18 protein-coding genes are annotated in these 17,217 nt (G+C 73.1%); 13 read left to right on the top strand and 5 right to left on the bottom strand.

Going from position 1 to position 17,217, the window contains the following annotated elements; genetic code table 11:
* The first annotated feature begins 19 nt into the window (after positions 1 to 19).
* The 3 genes from ACSMTC_RS28915 to ACSMTC_RS28925 are packed head-to-tail and all read left to right on the top strand — an operon-like array spanning position 20 to position 3,527.
* The gene (locus ACSMTC_RS28915) at positions 20 to 1,723 is read left to right on the top strand and encodes a phosphate ABC transporter substrate-binding protein PstS (RefSeq protein WP_436562650.1); all 1,704 of its coding nucleotides are present in this window, start codon (positions 20 to 22) and stop codon (positions 1,721 to 1,723) included.
* A complete protein-coding gene (locus ACSMTC_RS28920; RefSeq protein WP_436562651.1) occupies positions 1,720 to 2,658 on the top strand; it encodes a sortase in 939 nt (312 codons plus the stop codon). Before ACSMTC_RS28915 ends, ACSMTC_RS28920 begins: the two co-directional genes overlap by 4 nt.
* Positions 2,659 to 2,684: 26 nt before the next feature.
* The gene (locus ACSMTC_RS28925; protein ID WP_436562652.1) at positions 2,685 to 3,527 is read left to right on the top strand and encodes a phosphate ABC transporter ATP-binding protein; all 843 of its coding nucleotides are present in this window, start codon (positions 2,685 to 2,687) and stop codon (positions 3,525 to 3,527) included.
* A 69-nt stretch (positions 3,528 to 3,596) separates the two neighbouring features.
* On the opposite strand, the gene ACSMTC_RS28930 is transcribed toward ACSMTC_RS28925, so the two are convergent.
* Positions 3,597 to 3,920, bottom strand: a complete 324-nt coding sequence (locus ACSMTC_RS28930) for a DUF2087 domain-containing protein (protein WP_436562653.1) — start codon at positions 3,918 to 3,920, stop codon at positions 3,597 to 3,599.
* 344 nt (positions 3,921 to 4,264) lie between these two features.
* On the opposite strand from ACSMTC_RS28930, the gene ACSMTC_RS28935 reads away from it, so the two are divergent.
* On the top strand, positions 4,265 to 5,638 hold the full coding sequence (locus tag ACSMTC_RS28935) for an ATP-grasp domain-containing protein (protein ID WP_436562654.1): 1,374 nt from the start codon (positions 4,265 to 4,267) through the stop codon (positions 5,636 to 5,638).
* Between the two features lie 155 nt (positions 5,639 to 5,793).
* Positions 5,794 to 6,453, top strand: coding sequence for a hypothetical protein (locus ACSMTC_RS28940; RefSeq protein WP_436562655.1), 660 nt, complete (start codon positions 5,794 to 5,796; stop codon positions 6,451 to 6,453).
* Positions 6,454 to 6,609: 156 nt separating this feature from the next.
* Here ACSMTC_RS28940 and ACSMTC_RS28945 read toward each other — a convergent pair whose 3' ends face one another.
* A complete protein-coding gene (locus tag ACSMTC_RS28945; protein WP_436562656.1) occupies positions 6,610 to 7,662 on the bottom strand; it encodes a YncE family protein in 1,053 nt (350 codons plus the stop codon).
* 143 nt (positions 7,663 to 7,805) lie between these two features.
* Here ACSMTC_RS28945 and ACSMTC_RS28950 point away from each other — a divergent pair, with 143 nt between their 5' ends.
* Positions 7,806 to 8,726, top strand: coding sequence for a LysR family transcriptional regulator (locus ACSMTC_RS28950; RefSeq protein WP_436562657.1), 921 nt, complete (start codon positions 7,806 to 7,808; stop codon positions 8,724 to 8,726).
* A gap of 59 nt (positions 8,727 to 8,785) precedes the next feature.
* Here ACSMTC_RS28950 and ACSMTC_RS28955 read toward each other — a convergent pair whose 3' ends face one another.
* Complete coding sequence (locus ACSMTC_RS28955) at positions 8,786 to 9,907, bottom strand: hypothetical protein (RefSeq protein ID WP_436562658.1); 1,122 nt, start codon at positions 9,905 to 9,907, stop codon at positions 8,786 to 8,788.
* Between the two features lie 138 nt (positions 9,908 to 10,045).
* Positions 10,046 to 10,942, bottom strand: coding sequence for a phosphotransferase enzyme family protein (locus ACSMTC_RS28960; RefSeq protein ID WP_436562659.1), 897 nt, complete (start codon positions 10,940 to 10,942; stop codon positions 10,046 to 10,048).
* A 152-nt stretch (positions 10,943 to 11,094) separates the two neighbouring features.
* Between ACSMTC_RS28960 and ACSMTC_RS28965 the strand changes: the two genes are divergently transcribed.
* The 4 genes from ACSMTC_RS28965 to ACSMTC_RS28980 all read left to right on the top strand — a co-directional run bounded on the left by ACSMTC_RS28965 (position 11,095) and on the right by ACSMTC_RS28980 (position 14,320).
* Positions 11,095 to 11,805, top strand: coding sequence for an aldo/keto reductase (locus ACSMTC_RS28965; RefSeq protein WP_436562660.1), 711 nt, complete (start codon positions 11,095 to 11,097; stop codon positions 11,803 to 11,805).
* A 151-nt stretch (positions 11,806 to 11,956) separates the two neighbouring features.
* Complete coding sequence (locus tag ACSMTC_RS28970) at positions 11,957 to 12,190, top strand: hypothetical protein (RefSeq protein ID WP_436562661.1); 234 nt, start codon at positions 11,957 to 11,959, stop codon at positions 12,188 to 12,190.
* A gap of 80 nt (positions 12,191 to 12,270) precedes the next feature.
* Positions 12,271 to 13,209 carry a hypothetical protein gene (locus ACSMTC_RS28975; RefSeq protein WP_436562662.1) on the top strand — a complete coding sequence of 313 codons (939 nt, stop codon included), beginning with the start codon at positions 12,271 to 12,273 and terminating at the stop codon, positions 13,207 to 13,209.
* A gap of 322 nt (positions 13,210 to 13,531) precedes the next feature.
* Positions 13,532 to 14,320: an AfsR/SARP family transcriptional regulator gene (locus ACSMTC_RS28980; protein ID WP_436562663.1), complete on the top strand. Its 789-nt coding sequence runs from the start codon at positions 13,532 to 13,534 to the stop codon at positions 14,318 to 14,320.
* Between the two features lie 97 nt (positions 14,321 to 14,417).
* Here the strand turns inward: ACSMTC_RS28980 and ACSMTC_RS28985 are convergent, their stop codons facing one another.
* Positions 14,418 to 14,834 carry a DUF3592 domain-containing protein gene (locus ACSMTC_RS28985; RefSeq protein ID WP_436562664.1) on the bottom strand — a complete coding sequence of 139 codons (417 nt, stop codon included), beginning with the start codon at positions 14,832 to 14,834 and terminating at the stop codon, positions 14,418 to 14,420.
* A 437-nt stretch (positions 14,835 to 15,271) separates the two neighbouring features.
* Between ACSMTC_RS28985 and ACSMTC_RS28990 the strand changes: the two genes are divergently transcribed.
* From ACSMTC_RS28990 to ACSMTC_RS29000, 3 genes are all read left to right on the top strand, one after another.
* Positions 15,272 to 15,595: an SAV_915 family protein gene (locus ACSMTC_RS28990; protein ID WP_436562665.1), complete on the top strand. Its 324-nt coding sequence runs from the start codon at positions 15,272 to 15,274 to the stop codon at positions 15,593 to 15,595.
* A complete protein-coding gene (locus ACSMTC_RS28995) occupies positions 15,592 to 16,041 on the top strand; it encodes an Lrp/AsnC family transcriptional regulator (protein ID WP_436562666.1) in 450 nt (149 codons plus the stop codon). Before ACSMTC_RS28990 ends, ACSMTC_RS28995 begins: the two co-directional genes overlap by 4 nt.
* A gap of 199 nt (positions 16,042 to 16,240) precedes the next feature.
* Positions 16,241 to 17,206 carry a DUF4331 family protein gene (locus tag ACSMTC_RS29000; protein ID WP_436562667.1) on the top strand — a complete coding sequence of 322 codons (966 nt, stop codon included), beginning with the start codon at positions 16,241 to 16,243 and terminating at the stop codon, positions 17,204 to 17,206.
* The last annotated feature ends 11 nt before the right edge of the window (positions 17,207 to 17,217 follow it).

The raw sequence follows: 17,217 nt of genomic DNA on the forward strand, positions 1-17,217 counted from the left end.
CAACTCCCGAGGAGTCCCCATGCCGTGGGCACGTCGCCTGGTGCGAGTGCTGTCAGCCCTGTTCGCCGCCGTCCTGGTACTGCTGGCGAGCCCGGCGGCCTACGCCGGTACCTCGCTGAACGCCGACGGCTCCAGCTGGGCCGGGCCCGCCATCGACCAGTGGCGGCAGGACGTCTCGCCGCAGGGCATCCAGATCAACTTCAATCCGATCGGCTCCGCTGCCGGGCGCAACCAGTGGGAGAGCGGCCAGGACGACTTCACCGCCTCCGACGTGCCGTTCCGCTCCCGCGCCGACACCGGGGTCGGCGGCGGTGCGGGCTCGGGAGCCGGTCAGCCGGAGAACCCGCAGTACGGCTTCTCGTACGTTCCGATCACGGCCGGCGGCACCGCGTTCATGTACAACCTGGTGGTCGGCGGCAAGCGGGTGACCGACCTGCGCCTGTCGCCCGACGTCCTGGTGGACATCTTCACCAACAAGATCACCTCCTGGGACGATCCGAAGATCACCCAGGACTACGGCCGGGCGCTGCCCAAGCTACCGATCACCCCGGTGGTCCGCTCCGACGGCTCGGGTGCCACCGCCCAGTTCAGCCGCTGGATGGAACACGCCCACAAGAGCCAGTGGGACGCGTACTGCGCCCAGGTCAACGGCGTCGGCTGCGGCGACTACACCGAGTTCTTCCCGCCCTCGGGCCGGATGGTCTCGCAGAACGGCTCCGACGTGGTGGCCGGCTACATCCAGTCGCCCACCGGCCTCGGCGCGATCGGCTACGACGAGTACGCCTTCGCCAAGCGCAGCAACTGGCCCGTGGTGAAGGTGCTCAACCCCAAGGGCTACTACACCCTGCCCACCGCCTCCAACGTGGCCGTCGCCCTGACCGCCGCGAAGGTGCGGGGAGTCGACGACAGCACCTCCCCGAACGACCCCGACTACCTGCAGCAGAACCTCGACGGCGTCTACACCAACGACGACCCGCGCTCCTACCCGATCTCCAGCTACAGCTACGTCATCGTGCCGCGCTCGGGTGCCGCCCAGCCGGTGCCACCGCGCTTCAACAACGACAAGGGCAGCGCACTGAGCCGGTTCATCTCCTACGTCCTGTGCGAGGGCCAGGGCGAGGCCGACAGCCTCGGCTACTCGCCGATCCCCCGCGGGCTGGTGCACGGCGGAATGCTCCAGGTCCGCCACATCCCCGGCAACGCCAGCCCGGTGGACCCCGACTCGCTCGGCAACTGCGCCAACCCGACCTTCGACTCGCAGGGCAAGCTGACCGTCCTGCTGAACGCGCCGCAGCCGAGCCCCTGCGACCAGAAGGGCGCACCACTGGACTGCACCGTCCAGAACGGCCGGCCGGTCGCGGGCTCCTCGGGCTCCGGCTCCGGCGGCACCGGGGCGGGCGGCGGCCCGGGCGGGAGCGCCGGCGGCGGTACGGGCGGCGGCGCGGCCGCAGGTCCGGGCTCCTCGGGCGGCGCGGGCGGCGGTTCGGGCGGCACCGTGGTCGACCCGCAGACCGGCGAGGTGCTCGCACAGGGCTCCTCGGGCGGGGGCTCGGTACCCGCCTCAGTGGTCGCGATCGGCGGACGCCCCGAGAACTGGCTGCTGAGTGCGCTCACCGCGGCGGAACTGCTGGGTGTGATCGCCGTACCGCCGCTCCTCGGCCACTGGCTGCACCGGCGCCGGGCCGCCGCCACGGGGACGGGCGCGGGCGGTGGCCGGCGATGAGCGCACCCGCACCCGAGGCCGGGCCCTCGCCGTACGCCCCGCCCGCGCCGTACGCCCCGCCCGGCGCCCACGGCGGCGCGGGCGCCTACCCGGTCCCCTTCCGCCCGCGGTCGCAGCCGCGCCGGCACCGCCCCTGGCTGGCCCGACTGGGCTGGGCCCTCTCGCTGGTGGCGGTACTGCTGCTGGGCTTCGTCGGATACCTGCTGGTGTTCTCCCGCCTCCAGGAGCAGCACGTCCAGTCCACCGCCTACCGGACCTTCCGTGACCAGCTCGCCAACGCCGTCGCCCCGACCGGTGCCGCCCCCGACGGTGCGCCGGTGGCGGTCCTGGACATACCCGCGATCGGGGTGCACCAGGCCGTGGTGGTCGAGGGCACCGGCGGACGCGACCTGATGCGTGGCCCCGGCCACCGCAGGGACTCGGCGCTGCCGGGCCAGAGCGGTGTCAGCGTGCTGTTCGGCCGGGGCACCGCCTTCGGCGCCCCGTTCGCCCGGCTGAGCGAGCTGCGGATCGGCGACCGGATCCAGGCCACCACCGGGCAGGGCAGCTTCAGCTACACGGTCAACGCCTACGGCGACGGCGCGCATCCGATCAAGGACACCGCCACCGCCCGGATGGTCCTGGTCACCAGCGACTCCGGTCCGCTGCCCGCCGGCACCGTGCTGATCGGCGCCCGGCTGGACGGCACCCCCCAGCAGAACCCGCACGGCAGGCCCGCGTTCACCGACGCCGACCGCGCGCTCGCCGCCGATGCCGGAGCCCTGCCGGCCCTCCAGCTCTGGTCGCTGGCACTGCTCTCGGCAGCGACCGCGGCCACGGTCGCGGTGCGGCAGTGGCATCGCTGGGCTGCGTATCTGACCTTCGCTCCCGTGCTCGGCGCGCTGCTGTGGTGCGTGTACGAGAACGCCGCCGCCCTGCTGCCCAACCTCTACTGACGGACCGTCGGAAAGGCTCCCGGACCATGCTCGAAGCACCCCACCCGACCCCACCGCGACCCGCCGCCGAGGACGACACCGTCCGACTGCCCGCGGTCTCCGGCCTCCAGGCGCGGGCGGTGTCCGCGTGGTTCGGCGACCGCAAGGTGCTGGACCGGGTCTCGCTCACCATGCGGGCGGGCGAGGTGACCGCGCTGATCGGCCCGTCCGGCTGCGGCAAGTCCACCTTCCTGCGGATCCTCAACCGGATGCACGAGATGGTGCGCGGAGCGGCGCTGGCGGGCGAGGTGCTGCTGGAGGGCGAGGACGTCTACGCGCCCGGACGCCGCCCGGCCGAGGTGCGGCGCCGGATCGGCATGGTCTTCCAGCGCCCGAACCCCTTCCCCGCCATGTCGATCCGGGACAATGTGGCCAGCGGCCTGAAGCTGGCCGGGATCAAGGCCGGCCGGGCGGAACGCGACCACCTGGTCGAGACCAGTCTGCGCCGGGCCGGGCTCTGGGACGAGGTCAGCAGCCGCCTGGAGACCCCGGGCGGCGCGCTCTCCGGCGGCCAGCAGCAGCGGCTGTGCATCGCCCGCTCGCTCGCCGTCTCCCCGGACATCCTGCTGATGGACGAGCCCTGCTCGGCCCTCGACCCCACCTCCACCCGGCGCGTCGAGGACACCATCGCGGAGCTGCGGGGCCGGCTGACCATCGTCATCGTCACCCACAACATGCAGCAGGCCCAACGGGTCTCGCAGTCCTGCGCGTTCTTCCTGGCCACCCACGACACCCCCGGCCGGATCGTCGAGGCCGGCCCGACCGCGCGGCTCTTCACCGACCCGGCCGACCAGCGCACCGCCGACTACGTCAACGGCCGCTTCGGGTGACGGCGCCGGGGCGTGGCCGGCTACGGTCGGGCCCCGCTCTCGTGCCGCGGGTGTGCCGCCCGCGGGGCGCTACCGGCGGGAAGCGGTGGGGCGGTCCTCACGGAGCCGGTAGACGCCGTCCGCGCGGTCGAGGATGTGCTCCTCCACCAGGTCGCGGCGCAGACCGGCGTGGTCGGACTCGCCGCCCTCGCACCAGCGGCGCAGGATCTCGTTGACCTCGGGCTCGGTGTAGCCGGTGCGCGGCTGGAAGGAGAGCGCCGCGACGTGCTCCAGGACGACCAGCCGCTTGGCGCGCTTGACGGGAAGCCGGGTCAGGTGCCCGTCCCGGACGAAGGAGCGCAGTACGGCTGCTGCCTGCTGGTCGGTGGGGGCCGGTGGGTTCTGGGAGGTCATATCGGCGGTCATGTCGGAGGTCCTCGTCCTCGGGCGGGCCAGAGCCCCGACATCCTGTCCCTCTCCCGCGGTCCGGCGCATCCGAATAAACGCCCGCTCCGGTGGCGCCGAGCGGATTCGGGCCACCTCGGCTCAGCCGGGCCGGGCGCGTTCCCCGACGGCCTCCGGCCGCGGCGGAGGACACCCCGACCGCTCCGACGGGCCGGGACGGTACCGGCGTCTTCGGCCGCCGGAACCCCTTCCCGGCGGGAGCGGTCGGGCAGTCTAATGCATCATCAGTGTTCCAGCTGCTCAGACAAGTTGATCAAAATGCGGAAGAGGTGGCTGGATGCATAATCCATCGCGTGATCGCTTCTCTTGATGACGTCGAGCGACTGCTGCGCCCCGCCGGGTACCTGGGGCTTGCCGCGCGCCCGCTCTACCTGCTGCCCATGCTGCGCACGGGCTGTCTCTCCGAGCTGCTGACCGTGGAGGGGGCGGACGCCGGCTGGGCCGAGCGGTTCGGGGTCCGGGTGCATTCGCTGGAGGAGCAGACCGCGCGCCGGGAGGACACGCTCAGCGGGCGACATCTCGAGGAGCTGATGGAGCACCTGCCCGCCGTGGTCGGAAACCGCTGGCGCGGACGGGAGTTCGCACTGGCGGCCTACGGGACGTACCGCGAGCACTGGCGGCAGGCGATCGGACGGACCGGCGCGACCCTGCTGGTACCGCCCGCGCCCGGCGGCGGGGACCTGCTGACCGACAAGGTGCTGATGCGCGACTGGTTCGAACACCTGGGCGTGCCCACCCCGGCCAGCGTGGTGGTCGACAGCATCGACTACCCGCTGCTGAGCGGGAAGTTCGGGCCCGTCTTCGTCGCCCAGAAGCCGAAGGGCAGTTCCGGCGGCAACGGCACCTATCTGGTCACGGGCGAGCAGGAGGCCCGCGAACTGCCGCAGCGCAGCCGCTGGCTGGTCAGCGAGTACGCCGGCGACACCACCTTCAGCTTCCACGGCTTCGTGCCCCGGGAGGGGACCCCCGAGGTGCTGCGCCCGGCGCTCCAGCTCACCGGCGTGGAGGGGCTGGGCTCGGGCTTCGGCGGGTACGTCGGCACCGACTTCCAGGCGCCGGCCCTGCTGCCCGCCGAGGCGCTGGCGAAGGGGCGCGAGGCGATGGAGCGGATCGGCCACGGTCTCGCCGACCTCGGCTACCGGGGCATCTTCGGCGGCGACTTCGCGCTGCGCGCGGACGGCTCGGTGGCCACCCTGGAGATCAACTGCCGGGTCCTGGGCTCCAGCTGGCTGCTCGGTGAACTGGAGGTCGGCGCCGGTCTGCTGCCCACCATGGTCCGGCACTTCGCCGAACGGCACGGTCACGTCACCATCGGCAAGCCGGACCTGGATCCGGTGGAGGCGGTCCAGTTGACGATCCGCCACACCGACGCGGCGGGTGTGCTGCTGGACGCGCCGGTGGGCGGCGTGTACGCCCTGGAGGGCGACCGGCTGGTCTTCCGGCGACCCGGGGCCGGACTGCTGGAGTGCGGGCCGGCGGACACCCAGGAGTGCGTCCTGCTCAACCTGCCCCGCGCCGGAACCGCGCTGCACCCCGGCGGCATCCTCGGCCGACTGGTCACCCGCCGACCGCTGACCACCGCCGACGGCCGCTCCCTGAACCAGTACGGCCGGATCCTCGTCAATGCCATGCGCCGTCTGTACTCTTTCGTGGACGCCACGGGTTGACGCGGACGGCCGCCCGGGTCCGGCGGGTCCTGCCGGTCCTTTGAAGCCGGCAGGTTTGGGGGTAGCGCTCCCGTGGGAGGTGGTCCATGATCGCTTCGGCCGTGAGAACGATCATGGAAAGGGGTGGGCCGCCGATGGCTTCCATGGGGACGGTAATGAGCACACCGGGTGGGGACCTGTCGGAGGAGCCGCAGTCGGGCTCCGAACCCGGCGGAGCCGCGGGCCGGTTCGAGGGCGAAGCACACGAAAGGCTGCGGCAGTCGGTTCAGGCGGCGGAACGGGCCTTCGGGGAGCTGGCCGCCTGCGACGCGGCGCTCGACCGGGCCGCGGTGCGGGGCCGGGCGCTCTCCGAGGACCTGGCCCGGCTGGTGGCGGCGGAGGACGAGCAGGACGTCCCGCCCCTGCTGGACGCGCTGAAGGAACTCGCCGACGAGGTCCAGCGCTCCGAGGAGACCCGTCGGCTGGTCAGCCGGATCCTCGGTCAGGACGGGCCCGCCGAGCGACCGGGCGTCCCGGTACCGCACCTGTCGGAGGAGCAACTGCCGCCCGTTCCGTCGGTGTACGACGAGAGAACCGCGGAGTTCGGTGATCTGCCGGGCGCTTCGGAGCTGATGGCCACGCTCGCGCCGCGCCTGCGGGCCGCCCACGCCGAGCGGATCCGGCAGACGGCCGACCACCTGGTGAAGACCGTCCGCCGGCTGGCCGGGCCGGAGCTGATCGACACCGGTTTCGTCCATGACTCGCTGGTCGAGGCCGACCTGACCTTCGAGCTCTGGCGGCGCTGCCTCGCGGACCGGCGGCTCGACCTGGACTAGCGCCGACCGCACTCCGTGCCGACCGGCACTCCGCGCCGGCGGGTGGCATCGGCGCGGAGTGAGCGGCCGAAGCCGCCCGGCTGCGGATTCAGGCCTTCGGGCCGTCACGGCCGGCTTGAAGACCTCCCCGCACCACCGCCGGAGCGTGGGCGGGGGTCAGGCCGGGCGCGGGATGTAGGCCAGGCCGTGGGCGCCGGCCTCGCCGAGCCTGGCGATGTCCAGCCGGGCAAGGCGCTCCAGCGTCTGAAGGTCGACGATGTCGACGGTGGAGGAGACGGCGCAGGCCACATAGGCGAGCCGGCCGTCGGGGGACGAGGTGATGGTCAGCGGGAAGCGGCCCACCTCGATCCGGCCCAGCTGCTCGCGGGTGTCGGCGGAGAACACCGTGAGGCGTCCCGGCGCGTGGCGTCCGAGCCGGGACTCCGGGTCGGCCTCCACGACCATTTCGCCCGCGAGCAGCTTGCCGGTCGACGTCAGGTGCACCGGCAGGACGATGTTCTCCGTGGAGAGGGTGTCGACGACGGACGCGGTCCGGGCGTCGATGACACGGATCCCGGTGGCCGGTCCCTGCTCGGTGAGGGTGGAGAAGGAACCGTAGGGCGAGGCGACGAAGACCTGCGTGCCGTCGGCGGAGACGGCGAGCCCCTCGCTGCCCGGCACCTCGACCTTCGCGATGAGGGTTCCCCGTTCGAGGTCGACGACCGAGACGAACGGTGCCTCCTTGTTGGTGGCGTAGCCGATCCGTCCCGCCGGGTCGACGGCGAACCAGTGTGGACCGGGCGCGTCGGTGTCGATCCTGCCCAGGGGCCGGCGGGTCTCCGTGTCGATCACCACGACGCCGCCGGGCCGGTCCGCCGAGGCCTCCACGCTGACGTAGAGGCGGCGACGTGCCGTGTCCAGCGCCAGCCCGTGCGGTCCGTGTTCCGGGGCGAGGTCGACGACCTCGACGATGCGGCGGGTGTCGGGGTCGATGACGGTCAGCTCGGTGCGCCGGCCGCTGTTCGCGTTGTAGTAGCCGGAGTGGTACGTCGCGGTGCACCACAGCAGCCGCTGGATCGGGTCGAAGCACAACTCGTGTGGCTCGGCGAGGACTTGGATCGTATCGAGGTGCCGGTCGTCGGCGGCGTCGAAGAACGAGACCGTCGGCCCGCTCTGACTGATGACGGCCAGAACGTCGCCTTCTCGGCCGGCGCGGGGGGACTGCTGCATGGAGGGCTCCTTGGAAGGGCCGATGAGGATGCCACGCGTCTTCCGTGGACACCTCCACTCTCGGCGACCGCAGGTGCCGCGACAATGCAAGGATTGACAACCAGTAGTTGACTCAGACGCAAAAGTGCGGCCCAGGAGCGCCGATGGACCTCAATCTGCTGCGAGTTCTGGACACCCTGCTCCAGGAGAACAGCGTGACGCGTGCCGCCGAGCGACTCGGCACCTCACCCGCGGCGGTCAGCCGCAGCCTGGCCCGGCTCCGCCGTGCCGTCGGTGACCCGCTGCTGGTCCGCGCGGGCCAGGGGATGGTCCCGACCCCGCGAGCCCTGGAGCTCAGGGAGGAGGTGGGCGCGCTGCTGCGCGGCTGCGAGGACGTGCTGCGGCCCGGAGCCGGTTTCGACGCCGCGCATCTCCGGCGCACCTTCACGGTGCAGGCCACCGACCTGCTCCTGGCGGGGCTGGCCGGGACCTTGACCGACCGGATCCACACCGAGGCCCCGAACGTGGACGTGGTCTTCCTGCCGGAGGCGGTGGAGGGCGGCCCCGCGCTGCGGCAGGGCCTGGTCGACGTCGAACTGGGCGTCCTCGGGCACCTGGACCCGGAGGTCCGGACCCAACGGCTCACCCGGATGGCGCTGGTCGGCGTCGCCCGCGGCGGTCATCCCCTCTTCGACGGACGGATCGACGCCCGCCGTTTCGCCGCGGCCGACCACATCGGCATCTCCCGGCTCGGCAAGCGCCTCGGGCCCATCGACAGCGCGCTCGCGGAACTCGGCCTGCGGCGCCGGATCGCGGTCGTGGTACCCAGCCACACCAGCGCGATGATGCTCGCCCGGGACTCCGACCTCGTCGCGCTCACCCTGGCCGACTGGCTCCCCGACGCCATCGCCGCACTGGGACTGCGCACCTTTCCCATCCCCCTCGATCTGGAACCTCTCGACCTCGGAATGGCCTGGCACCCCCGCAGTTCGGCCGACCCGGGGCACCGCTGGTTCCGTGACCGCCTGGCGGCCGCGGTCCTGGCCCCGTCAGGGACGGGGACGACGGCTCCGGAGGGAGCCTGACGCCTTGGGGCGAGGTGGTACGGCCGGGCCTCTCCAACGGGCAGCCGGCCTACCGGAGTTCAGATCAGCCGGTCACGGTGGTGGGCGGCCCTGGCCCGGACCAGGTCGGCGAACTCCTTCCGGTTCAGGGCCTCCTCGCCCCGAGGCTCCTCGCCGTCCGCGGACTCCTCGGCGTGCTCGGCGTAGAGCAGCCAGCAGCCGTGGACGGCGGAGACCAGGTCCTCCAGCAGATCGCGGGCCGGACGGCGGGGGTCGAGCGAGGTGAGGCGGATCCGGGAGAGCTCGGCGCGGAGTTTGGGGTCGTCGGCGCCGTACTTGGCGATCAGCTCCTCGACCGGGGCGATCTGCGCGCGGAAGGCGACCAGGTCGGGCAGGACGCCGTCGGCGACCTCGAGCGCTTCACCGACCAGGTTGGTGACCGCGTCGTACGGCGTCACCCCGGTCTCCAGTAACTGCAGGACGTGGGTGGGGCTTTCGTGCGGGAGGGCCTCCAGGTCGTCGGCGAAGCGGATCACCGCGGCGGTCGGGTGCCCGGACCGCTCGGCGGCGATCTCGGCCGCGGCGTGCAGCCAGTGCGCCGCCGCGACCGCCGCCGAGGTCGGGTCCACGGTGGTGAACAGCGACTCCTGGCCGAACGGGTCCTGGCTGAACAGCTGGTCGGCGGCGGCCACCTGGACCGGCGACGCGTCCTCCAGGCTGAGCAGTACGGCCTGCCCGGCCCGACCGGTGAGGCCGCCGAGTCCGGCGCTCTCCACCGCCGCGAGTTCGACACCCACCTCGGCGCGCACGGCCGCCGTCAACTCCCGGTCGGCCAGGGCATGGAGGGCGCGTCCCACCTCGTGCGCGAACTCCAGCAGCGGGCTGTACTCCAGGACGGTCTCCTCCCCTCCCGGGAGAACGGGGCGGGTGATCGCGCGCAGGGCCTCGCCGAACGCCCCGCGTCCCTGCTCGCGTCGCCACTCCTCGCCGGTGGACTCCAGCGGGTCGAGGACCGCGGACGGGTGGGTGTAGGTGTGCCAGGCGGCGGTGGACAGCCGGGCGAGCGCCGCGGTCAGCCGGTTCAACCGAGCGGGATCCGACACCTCGGGCACGGTGGAGACCCGGGTGGCGAGTTCGCCCTCACCGGTCTCCCAGGTGGCGATGAGTTCACGGCGCGCCGGGTCGATGGCATAGCGGGTCATGCGGACTCCTCTCCCAGTCGCCTCCGTGATACCACCTGCCGTCGGGGCTTCGGGTGCCGATCGCCACTTCGCCGGTTCGAGGGCGGAAGCAGTCGTAACAGTGGTCTGCCGTAGTGCAGTTGTACGATTGTCGGCTGGTCAGCCGAGCGGGGTCCAGTGCCATGGGCGGGGGCCGCGCCGACCCTGGAGGCAGGCGAGGCGGTGGTGCGCCTGCTCGCGGTGGCGCGGCGGATCGGCGGCGGCGTGCTGGAGGGCGTAGCAGACGGCGCGGAGTTCCCGGACGGAGCTCAGCAGCGGGTATCCGGGCCAGTCGGTGACGTCGCAGCCGTAGGCCGTGCAGAAGGCGGCGTACTCGGCATCGGTCAGCAGGCCGAAGGTGCGGTGGTCCACGGCGGTGGAGACCAGGTCCCACTCCGGCGGGCCCAGCCCGGTCCGTTCGAAGTCGAGCAGATAGGCGGCATCGGAGGTGACGGCGACATTGCCGCCCCAGGCGTCGCCGTGGACCACGGTCTCCGGCAGGCCGGGCGGCGGCCCGGCGGACCAGGCGGCGTTAAGGCCGGCCAGCCGGTGCCGCAGCCAACTCCGCTCGGATCCGGCCAGGGTGGTCGCACCGTCGATGCGTTCGGCCAGACGGACGAAGGGATCGAGCCTGGTGAGCCGGAGGCTCTCGGGCGGCCTGGGAAGGCTGTGCAGGCGGCGCAGTATCAGCGCCAACTCGGCTGCCCAGGCGGGCCGGTGGGGCGGCAGCCGGTGCCAGAAGGTCACCGGGCGCCCGTCCACCTCGACCGGCCCGGGGATGCCGTCGAGCGGTCGCACGGCCGGGAGGCCGAGAGCGTTCAGCCAGCGGGCGACGGCGATCTCCCGTGCGGCGGCGTCCGATTGGCCGGTCCTGGAGATCCTGGCGACGATGCCGTGCGCGAGGCGCCAGATCTCGTTCTCGCCGAGCCGCATCGGTTCGGCGCCGACGGCATGGGCGGCGGGCAGTCCGGTGGCTTCGCAAGCCCTGAGCAGCAACGCGTGGGATGCGGTGGTCACGGCCTCCACGGTAACGGTGTTGACTTGGAGGGCAATCGAACGCCTAGGTGCGGCCTCGTGACTCCGAAGGAGTCGGGACGTACGCCGCATCGGAGCGACCGTCAGCGAACGTACGCCGCCTACGAGTTCGCTACCGGATGGGGAGGGTGACCGTGCGCTACCGAGTCCTGGGTCGTACCGGCATCGAGGTGAGCGTCCACTGCCTCGGAGCCATGATGTTCGGGGCGGTCGGCGACGCCGATCACGACGACTGCGTCCGGACCATCCATGCCGCGCTCGACCAGGGGGTCAACTTCGTCGACACCGCGGACATGTACTCGGCGGGCGAGCCCGAGGAGATCGTCGGCAAGGCGCTGCAGGGCCGCCGGGACGACGTCGTGCTCGCCACCAAGGTGCACTTCCAGATGGGCGAGGGCCGCAACCGCAGCGGGAACTCGCGGCGCTGGATCGCGAGCGAGGAGGCCCGCGGGCTGCCGGCGATGGACCTCTCGGCCGGCCGCGCGGCGCTCCACCCGGCGCGCTTCGATCCCGCCGCGCCCGCGAACGCCGCCAAGTACGAGGCCGTGGAGCAGCTGGTCGAGCTCGCGGACGGCATCGGCTGCTCGCTGCCCGAGCTGGCGGTCGCCTTCGCCGCGGAGCACCCGGCCGTCACCTCGGTGATCATCGGGCCACGGACCATGGCCCAACTGGAGAGCCTGCTCAAGGGCGCCTCGCTCACCCTCGACGACGCGGCCCTCGACCGGATCGACGAGATCGTCCCACCGGGCACCAACGTGTACCACCCGGACGGAGTCTGGCGTTCGCCGTACCTGACCGACGCCGCCCACCTGCGGCGGCCGCTCGCTCAGGGCTCGGCGGGTTAGCGGGGGAGTCCCGGTCCGGGAAGTCGTCGGTCTGGAATTGGGCGTCCGGACGCCTGCCGAGTGTGCGCGACGTACTGTCACCAGGGCGTCGCCGGACGGTCCTCGGCGGTCGGCAACGCGGTGGTGACGTTCGGTCGGGCAGTATCGGGCCATGGCTGGATACCGGGCACTCGTCGCCGGGCGGCGCAGTGTCGCCGCACCGCCCGGCCGGCGTTCCGCCGAGCGGATCCCGGTCGGACGGCGGCCGCTGGCGGTGCCCGCCGAGTCGCCGGAGTCCGAGGCCGTGGACGCACCGGGAGCGGCGCTCCGGCCCGGCGGGCTGGCCCGGCGGGCCGCCGGGGAGGCCGCCACGGCGGCGGCCGGGCTGTCGGAGGTGCGGCGATGACCGACGGCGGGCCGGGCGGAGCGGACGGCGGCAAAGCGGTGCCAAGCAGGGCGGAGGCAAGCGGCCGGCCGGGTGGAGCGATGGGCGGGGCGACGGCCGGTGAGCAGTCGGGCGAGGACTGGACGTTCGACGGCGGAGCCCTCGATGACGGGGCCCTCGACATGCCGTACCGGCTCGCGCTCGCGGTCTCCCCGGTCGATGCCAGGACCAGCGCGCCGATCGCGCCCGGCATCCGCGCCGACCGGGAGGCGCAGGGTCCGGTCGACCGGTTCGGCCGCTCCCTGCTGCGGGTGGTGCCGCTGGAGGCGTACGGCGGTGGGGCGGCCTTCGTCCTGCGCTACGGCAGCGGCAGTTGCGGCGGTGGCGGGGTGCGGGGCCGGTCGGCGACGCTGCGGATCGCCGACCCGGAGGGCCGCTGGGTGCCGCGCCGGTTCACCCTCCCGCTGTGGAGCAGGGCGGAGCTGGCGGAGGCGGACCGGCGGCCGACGGGCAGGTCCGTACCGGTGGCGGCCCGCCTGCTGCGGCCCTGGCTGCTGCCCGGGGTGGCCTACCCGGTGGCCCGAGGGGTCACCGGGCTCCGCCTTCGGGTCACGTTCGCTGGGGTGCCGGTGCGCTGGCCCAGGGTCGAGGCGTTCGGGCCCGGCGGGCTGCGGGTCGGCTGGGCGCACGGGGATCAGCACGGGCAGGTGCTGCTGCTCGTGGACGGCACCGGCGCGCTGCCGCCACCGGCGCCCTCGCGCTTCGAGGTCGCGCTGCGCGCCCACATCCCGGACCCGGCGGCCGCGCCACCGCCCGAGTCCCTGGAGCGGCTGGACGCGCTCGATCCGTTCGACCCGCTCGGGGACTTGGTGGTGGAGACCGTCGAACGCTCGCACAACCCGCCCCGCCCCGAGGACTTGGACAACGACGTCCTGCGCGGTCTCGCCGTCCCCGCCGGCTATCTGACCGCCGCCAGGGACGTGGTCCAGCCGCTCACCGTCGGCCAGGTGGTCCGCGCACCCGATCTTCCCTTCGGCTGACCTGGGGACACGCCGAGGGCCCGCTCTACTCCCGTACACGGCACGGGACTTCTTCGTGCACGGCGGCGCCGGGGAACGCGCACCGCGCGTCTCACCACTGCCGCCCGGCCCTGCACAGACCCGGCCGGCCGCAGGAGGATGCGGGCAGCCGGGGTCAACAGATCTCCACAGGGCGGGAGTTCACCGGTGTCCGGTCACCTGTGACCTGAGGTGCGGAGGGCCACGGGAGGGTGTCCAGTCACCCTCGGTTGCCTCAGGTGACGGTGGGGTGACGAAGTGCGCATACCATCTGCAGGTCGGGCTTCGAGCGGGAGGGCCGTCCATGCACGCACAGTTCACAGAGTCGCCGGTACTGATCCCAAGCCAGGGGCAGGCCCCGACTCTGCATCTCTTCGGCGGGCCGCGCGTGGTCCAGGCCGGGCGGCGGTTGGAGGTTCCCGAGGGGAGTAAACGGCTGCTCGCCTTCGTCGCCCTGAACGGCGGCCGGGTCGAACGGCGGCATGCCGCAGGGGTGCTGTGGCCGCTGGGCGACGACCTGCGGGCGGCCGGCAATCTGCGCTCGGCGCTGTGGCGGCTGAGGGCCGCCGGCATCGACATCCTCGACTCCGACAAGTACGCGCTCAAGGTGCGCGAACACACGGTGGTCGACCTCTACGTGCTCTGCGACTGGGCCGGCCGGCTGATCGACGGCACGGCCACCACCGGAGACCTCTGCGCACTCAGGTGGCGGGCGGACGCACTCGATCTGCTGCCCGGCTGGTATGACGACTGGGTGCTGATCGAGCGCGAGCGGATCAGGCAGCGGCTGCTGCACGCACTGGAGGCACAGAGCCGCCACCTGGTCCGGGTCGGGCGGTTCGCGGAGGCGGTGGAGTCCGCGATGACGGCGGTCGGCGTGGAACCGCTGCGCGAGAGCGCCCAGCGGTCGCTGATCGAGGCCCACCTGGCCGAGGGCAACCTGGTGGAGGCGCTGCGCAGCTACGACGCGTACCGCATCCTCACCCGGCGCGAGCTCGGTGTCGAGCCCGGCGGCGAACTCGCGGCACTGCTGCGGAGGCACTGCGATTCCGGCCGCCGCCGGCTGCGGACGGAGGGGGCGGGCCGCATCTGACCCATCGGCTGCTCAGGCCCGGCCCAGCGGCCGCCCGGGTCCCGTGCCGACTCCGGTCCCGTCGGCGCAGGCCTCGCCGACTCCGGTCCCGCCGGCCTCAGGTCCCGTACGTGAGCAGGGCCAGCGCGGTGAGGGCTATCGCGGCGCCGCAGGCGAGGAAGGTGTACTCCAGCCAGCGGCGTTCGCGGCCGTCCACCAGCACCTGGCCCGGGTCGGCGGGGTCGTAGGTGATCCACACCTGTCCGCCGTCGGCCAGTCGGCGGGACCGGCTGGACGGTACCGGCGAGAACACCTCGACCACCTGGCCGTCCACGGTGCTGAACTGCAGCAGTGGGCGCGGGCTGCCCACCCGGTCGTCCTCGCCGAGCGCCCGGTACCTGACCAGCGCCTGCGCGGGAATCCCCACCCGCCGCAACCGCCGGACCTCCCGCAGCCCGGCCCGCCCCGCCAGGCAGGCGACCAGGCCGCCGAGCCCGGCGAACAGCGCCAGGCCGACCCAGACCGTGCCGTCCATCGTCCCGTCCCCTGCTCCGGCGCCCGTGCTCCGGTGACTGTGCTCCCGTGAACTTCCCGTGAACTCTGCCGACCTCCCTGGCCCTTGGAATCCCCGGTCCCAGTGTGACTTTCCCCTCGGTGGGCTTGGTGTCCCGTGGATTTCCGCTAATTTTCACGGGCCGCCGAAGCGGTGCCGCCCCCTCCAGTCTGCGCCTGTCGCCGTCGCTCCGCCGCTCTGTCCTGCCGGTATGCCCGGGTGCCCGGGGCCGGGGCCGGGCCGGAATCGGTCCGGTGGGCGTCAAGAGCGCGTCAGGGGAGGGGGATTCAAGGTCAACACGCCGTCAGGAGGTCTTGCGATACCGTGAATCCGGCCTAGCGTCGATGGTGCCCTCTCCGGGTCGAGGATGATCCGCAGAGCCTTCCGCAGAGCTTTCCCTCGCAGCAGGAGGACCCGCTGTGACCAGCACCGAAACCGCCCCAGAAGAGCCTGACGAACATACCGTCCGGTATGTACCGGTGCGGATCGCCGGAGATGCCAGAGTGCTCCGGTTCTTCCGCCGACGCGACGGCAGCCGCTGTGTCCTGGCCTTCGGATCGGCCGCGGACGCGCATGAACTTCTCGGCTCTGAACAGGAGTTGATCGACCTGGCGATCCCCGCGCTGCGGGATATGATCACTCCACTGGGAGTCCGGCACATCGTCCTGGATCCCAGGCTGGTCGCCCCCGCAGTTCCCGACACCCCGCAGCGCCCGTTCACCGTGCTGGAGCCCCAGCGGTGAGCCCACTGCCGGTACCCGCCGCCCGGCTGGACGAGCTGGACGTCGCCCTGCTGCGTGCGCTGCGCGCCGACGGGCGTGCCCCCGCCGGGACGCTGGCGGAGCGGTTGTGTGTCACCGAGGCCGCCGTCGACGCCCGGCTGCGGCGGCTGGCCGCCGAGGGGGTCCTCACGGGGGTGCGCGCCGAGGTGGACCCTTCCGCGCTGGGGCGTCCGCTGCTGGCCGTGGTCCGGGTGCGCTACGGCCCGAACCCGCTGGATTTCACCCGTCTGGCGGAACACTTCCCCGCCGTGCAGTCCGGGCTCGCCCTCGCCGGCGAGGCCGATCTGGAACTCCACCTCGCCTGCGTCGACCAGAAGGAGCTCCACGCGGTGCTCCACGGCCTCCGTCAGGCCGGTGCCGTCCGCGTCCACGCCGAACTCGTCCTCCGGCGCCTCACCGCCCGGTGATCCGCGGCTCGGGGGAGGCCGGGGGCCTCCCGCCAGGGCGGCGGGCGGCCCTGAGGAGTCGTCCCGCGACCCGGACGGCCCGGTGACCGGTCCACCCCGGGACTGCCGTCCCCGAGAGGCCGCCCCGCCGTCTCCCGGGGGTGTCCGGGGGCGGGCGCCCGGTGGTGCGGCGGTCTGCGGGCCGGAAGATCCTGAGGCCATGTCCCATCACCTCAGCGGCCCTGACGGCCGCTCTCCGCGCGGTGACGCGAGACTCGACCTCACCGATGTGTACGCGTTCGCGGTGCACGGCGGGCGCACTGTACTGATCATGAACGTCCATCCGGACGCCCCGGCCAAGGGCGCCGTCTTCCACCCCGACGCGGTCTACCGCCTCAACATCGACACCGACGGCGACCACCGTGCCGACGTGGCCTACAGCTTCGTCTTCTCCGACCCCGCGGCCGGCCCGCAGACCGCCACCGTCCACCGGGCCACCGGTGAGCAGGCCCGCGCGCACCAGGCCGGCGGGAAGCGGCTCCTCGGCGGCGTACCGGTCGGCCTCGACGTCGAACCGGCGGTGGTCGTCGACCACACCTACAAGTTCTTCGCCGGTCTGCGCGGCGACCCGTTCTTCGCCGATCTGGACGGCATCGCCGAGGGCTTCCAGTGGACCGGTGTGGACTGGGGAGCCGACAAGAACGTCCTGGCCATCGTGCTGGAGCTGGACGACGAGGACGTGGGCACCGAGGGGCCGTTCGGCGTCTGGGCCCGGGTGAGCCTGCACGAGAACGGGCGGCTGACCTCGGTCGACCGGGGCGCCCACCCGTCCCTGATCGCGTACTTCGCCGAGAACGACGCCAGGGACGCCTACAACGCCGCCGAGCCCGCCGACGACCTGGCGACCTACCTCGCGCCGTTCACCGCCGCGCTCCAGCGCACCGGCGGCTACGACCAGGCCTCCGCCGAACGGGCCCTGCGCACCGTCCTGCCGGACGTCCTGCGCTACGACCGCACCGAGCCCGCGGCCTACCCGAACGGCCGGACCCTCACCGACGACGTGACCTCGGCCAGGCTCGCCATGGTCACCGGCGGGAAGATCACCACCGACCACATCCCCGCCCACACCGACCTGCTGGACGGCTTCCCGTACCTCGGCAACCCCCACCCCGCCAAGCGCCCGTAGCGCCCGGCGGG

The sequence above is a fragment of the Kitasatospora sp. HPM-01-4 genome, assembly GCF_051374625.1.
Classification (GTDB): domain Bacteria; phylum Actinomycetota; class Actinomycetes; order Streptomycetales; family Streptomycetaceae; genus Kitasatospora.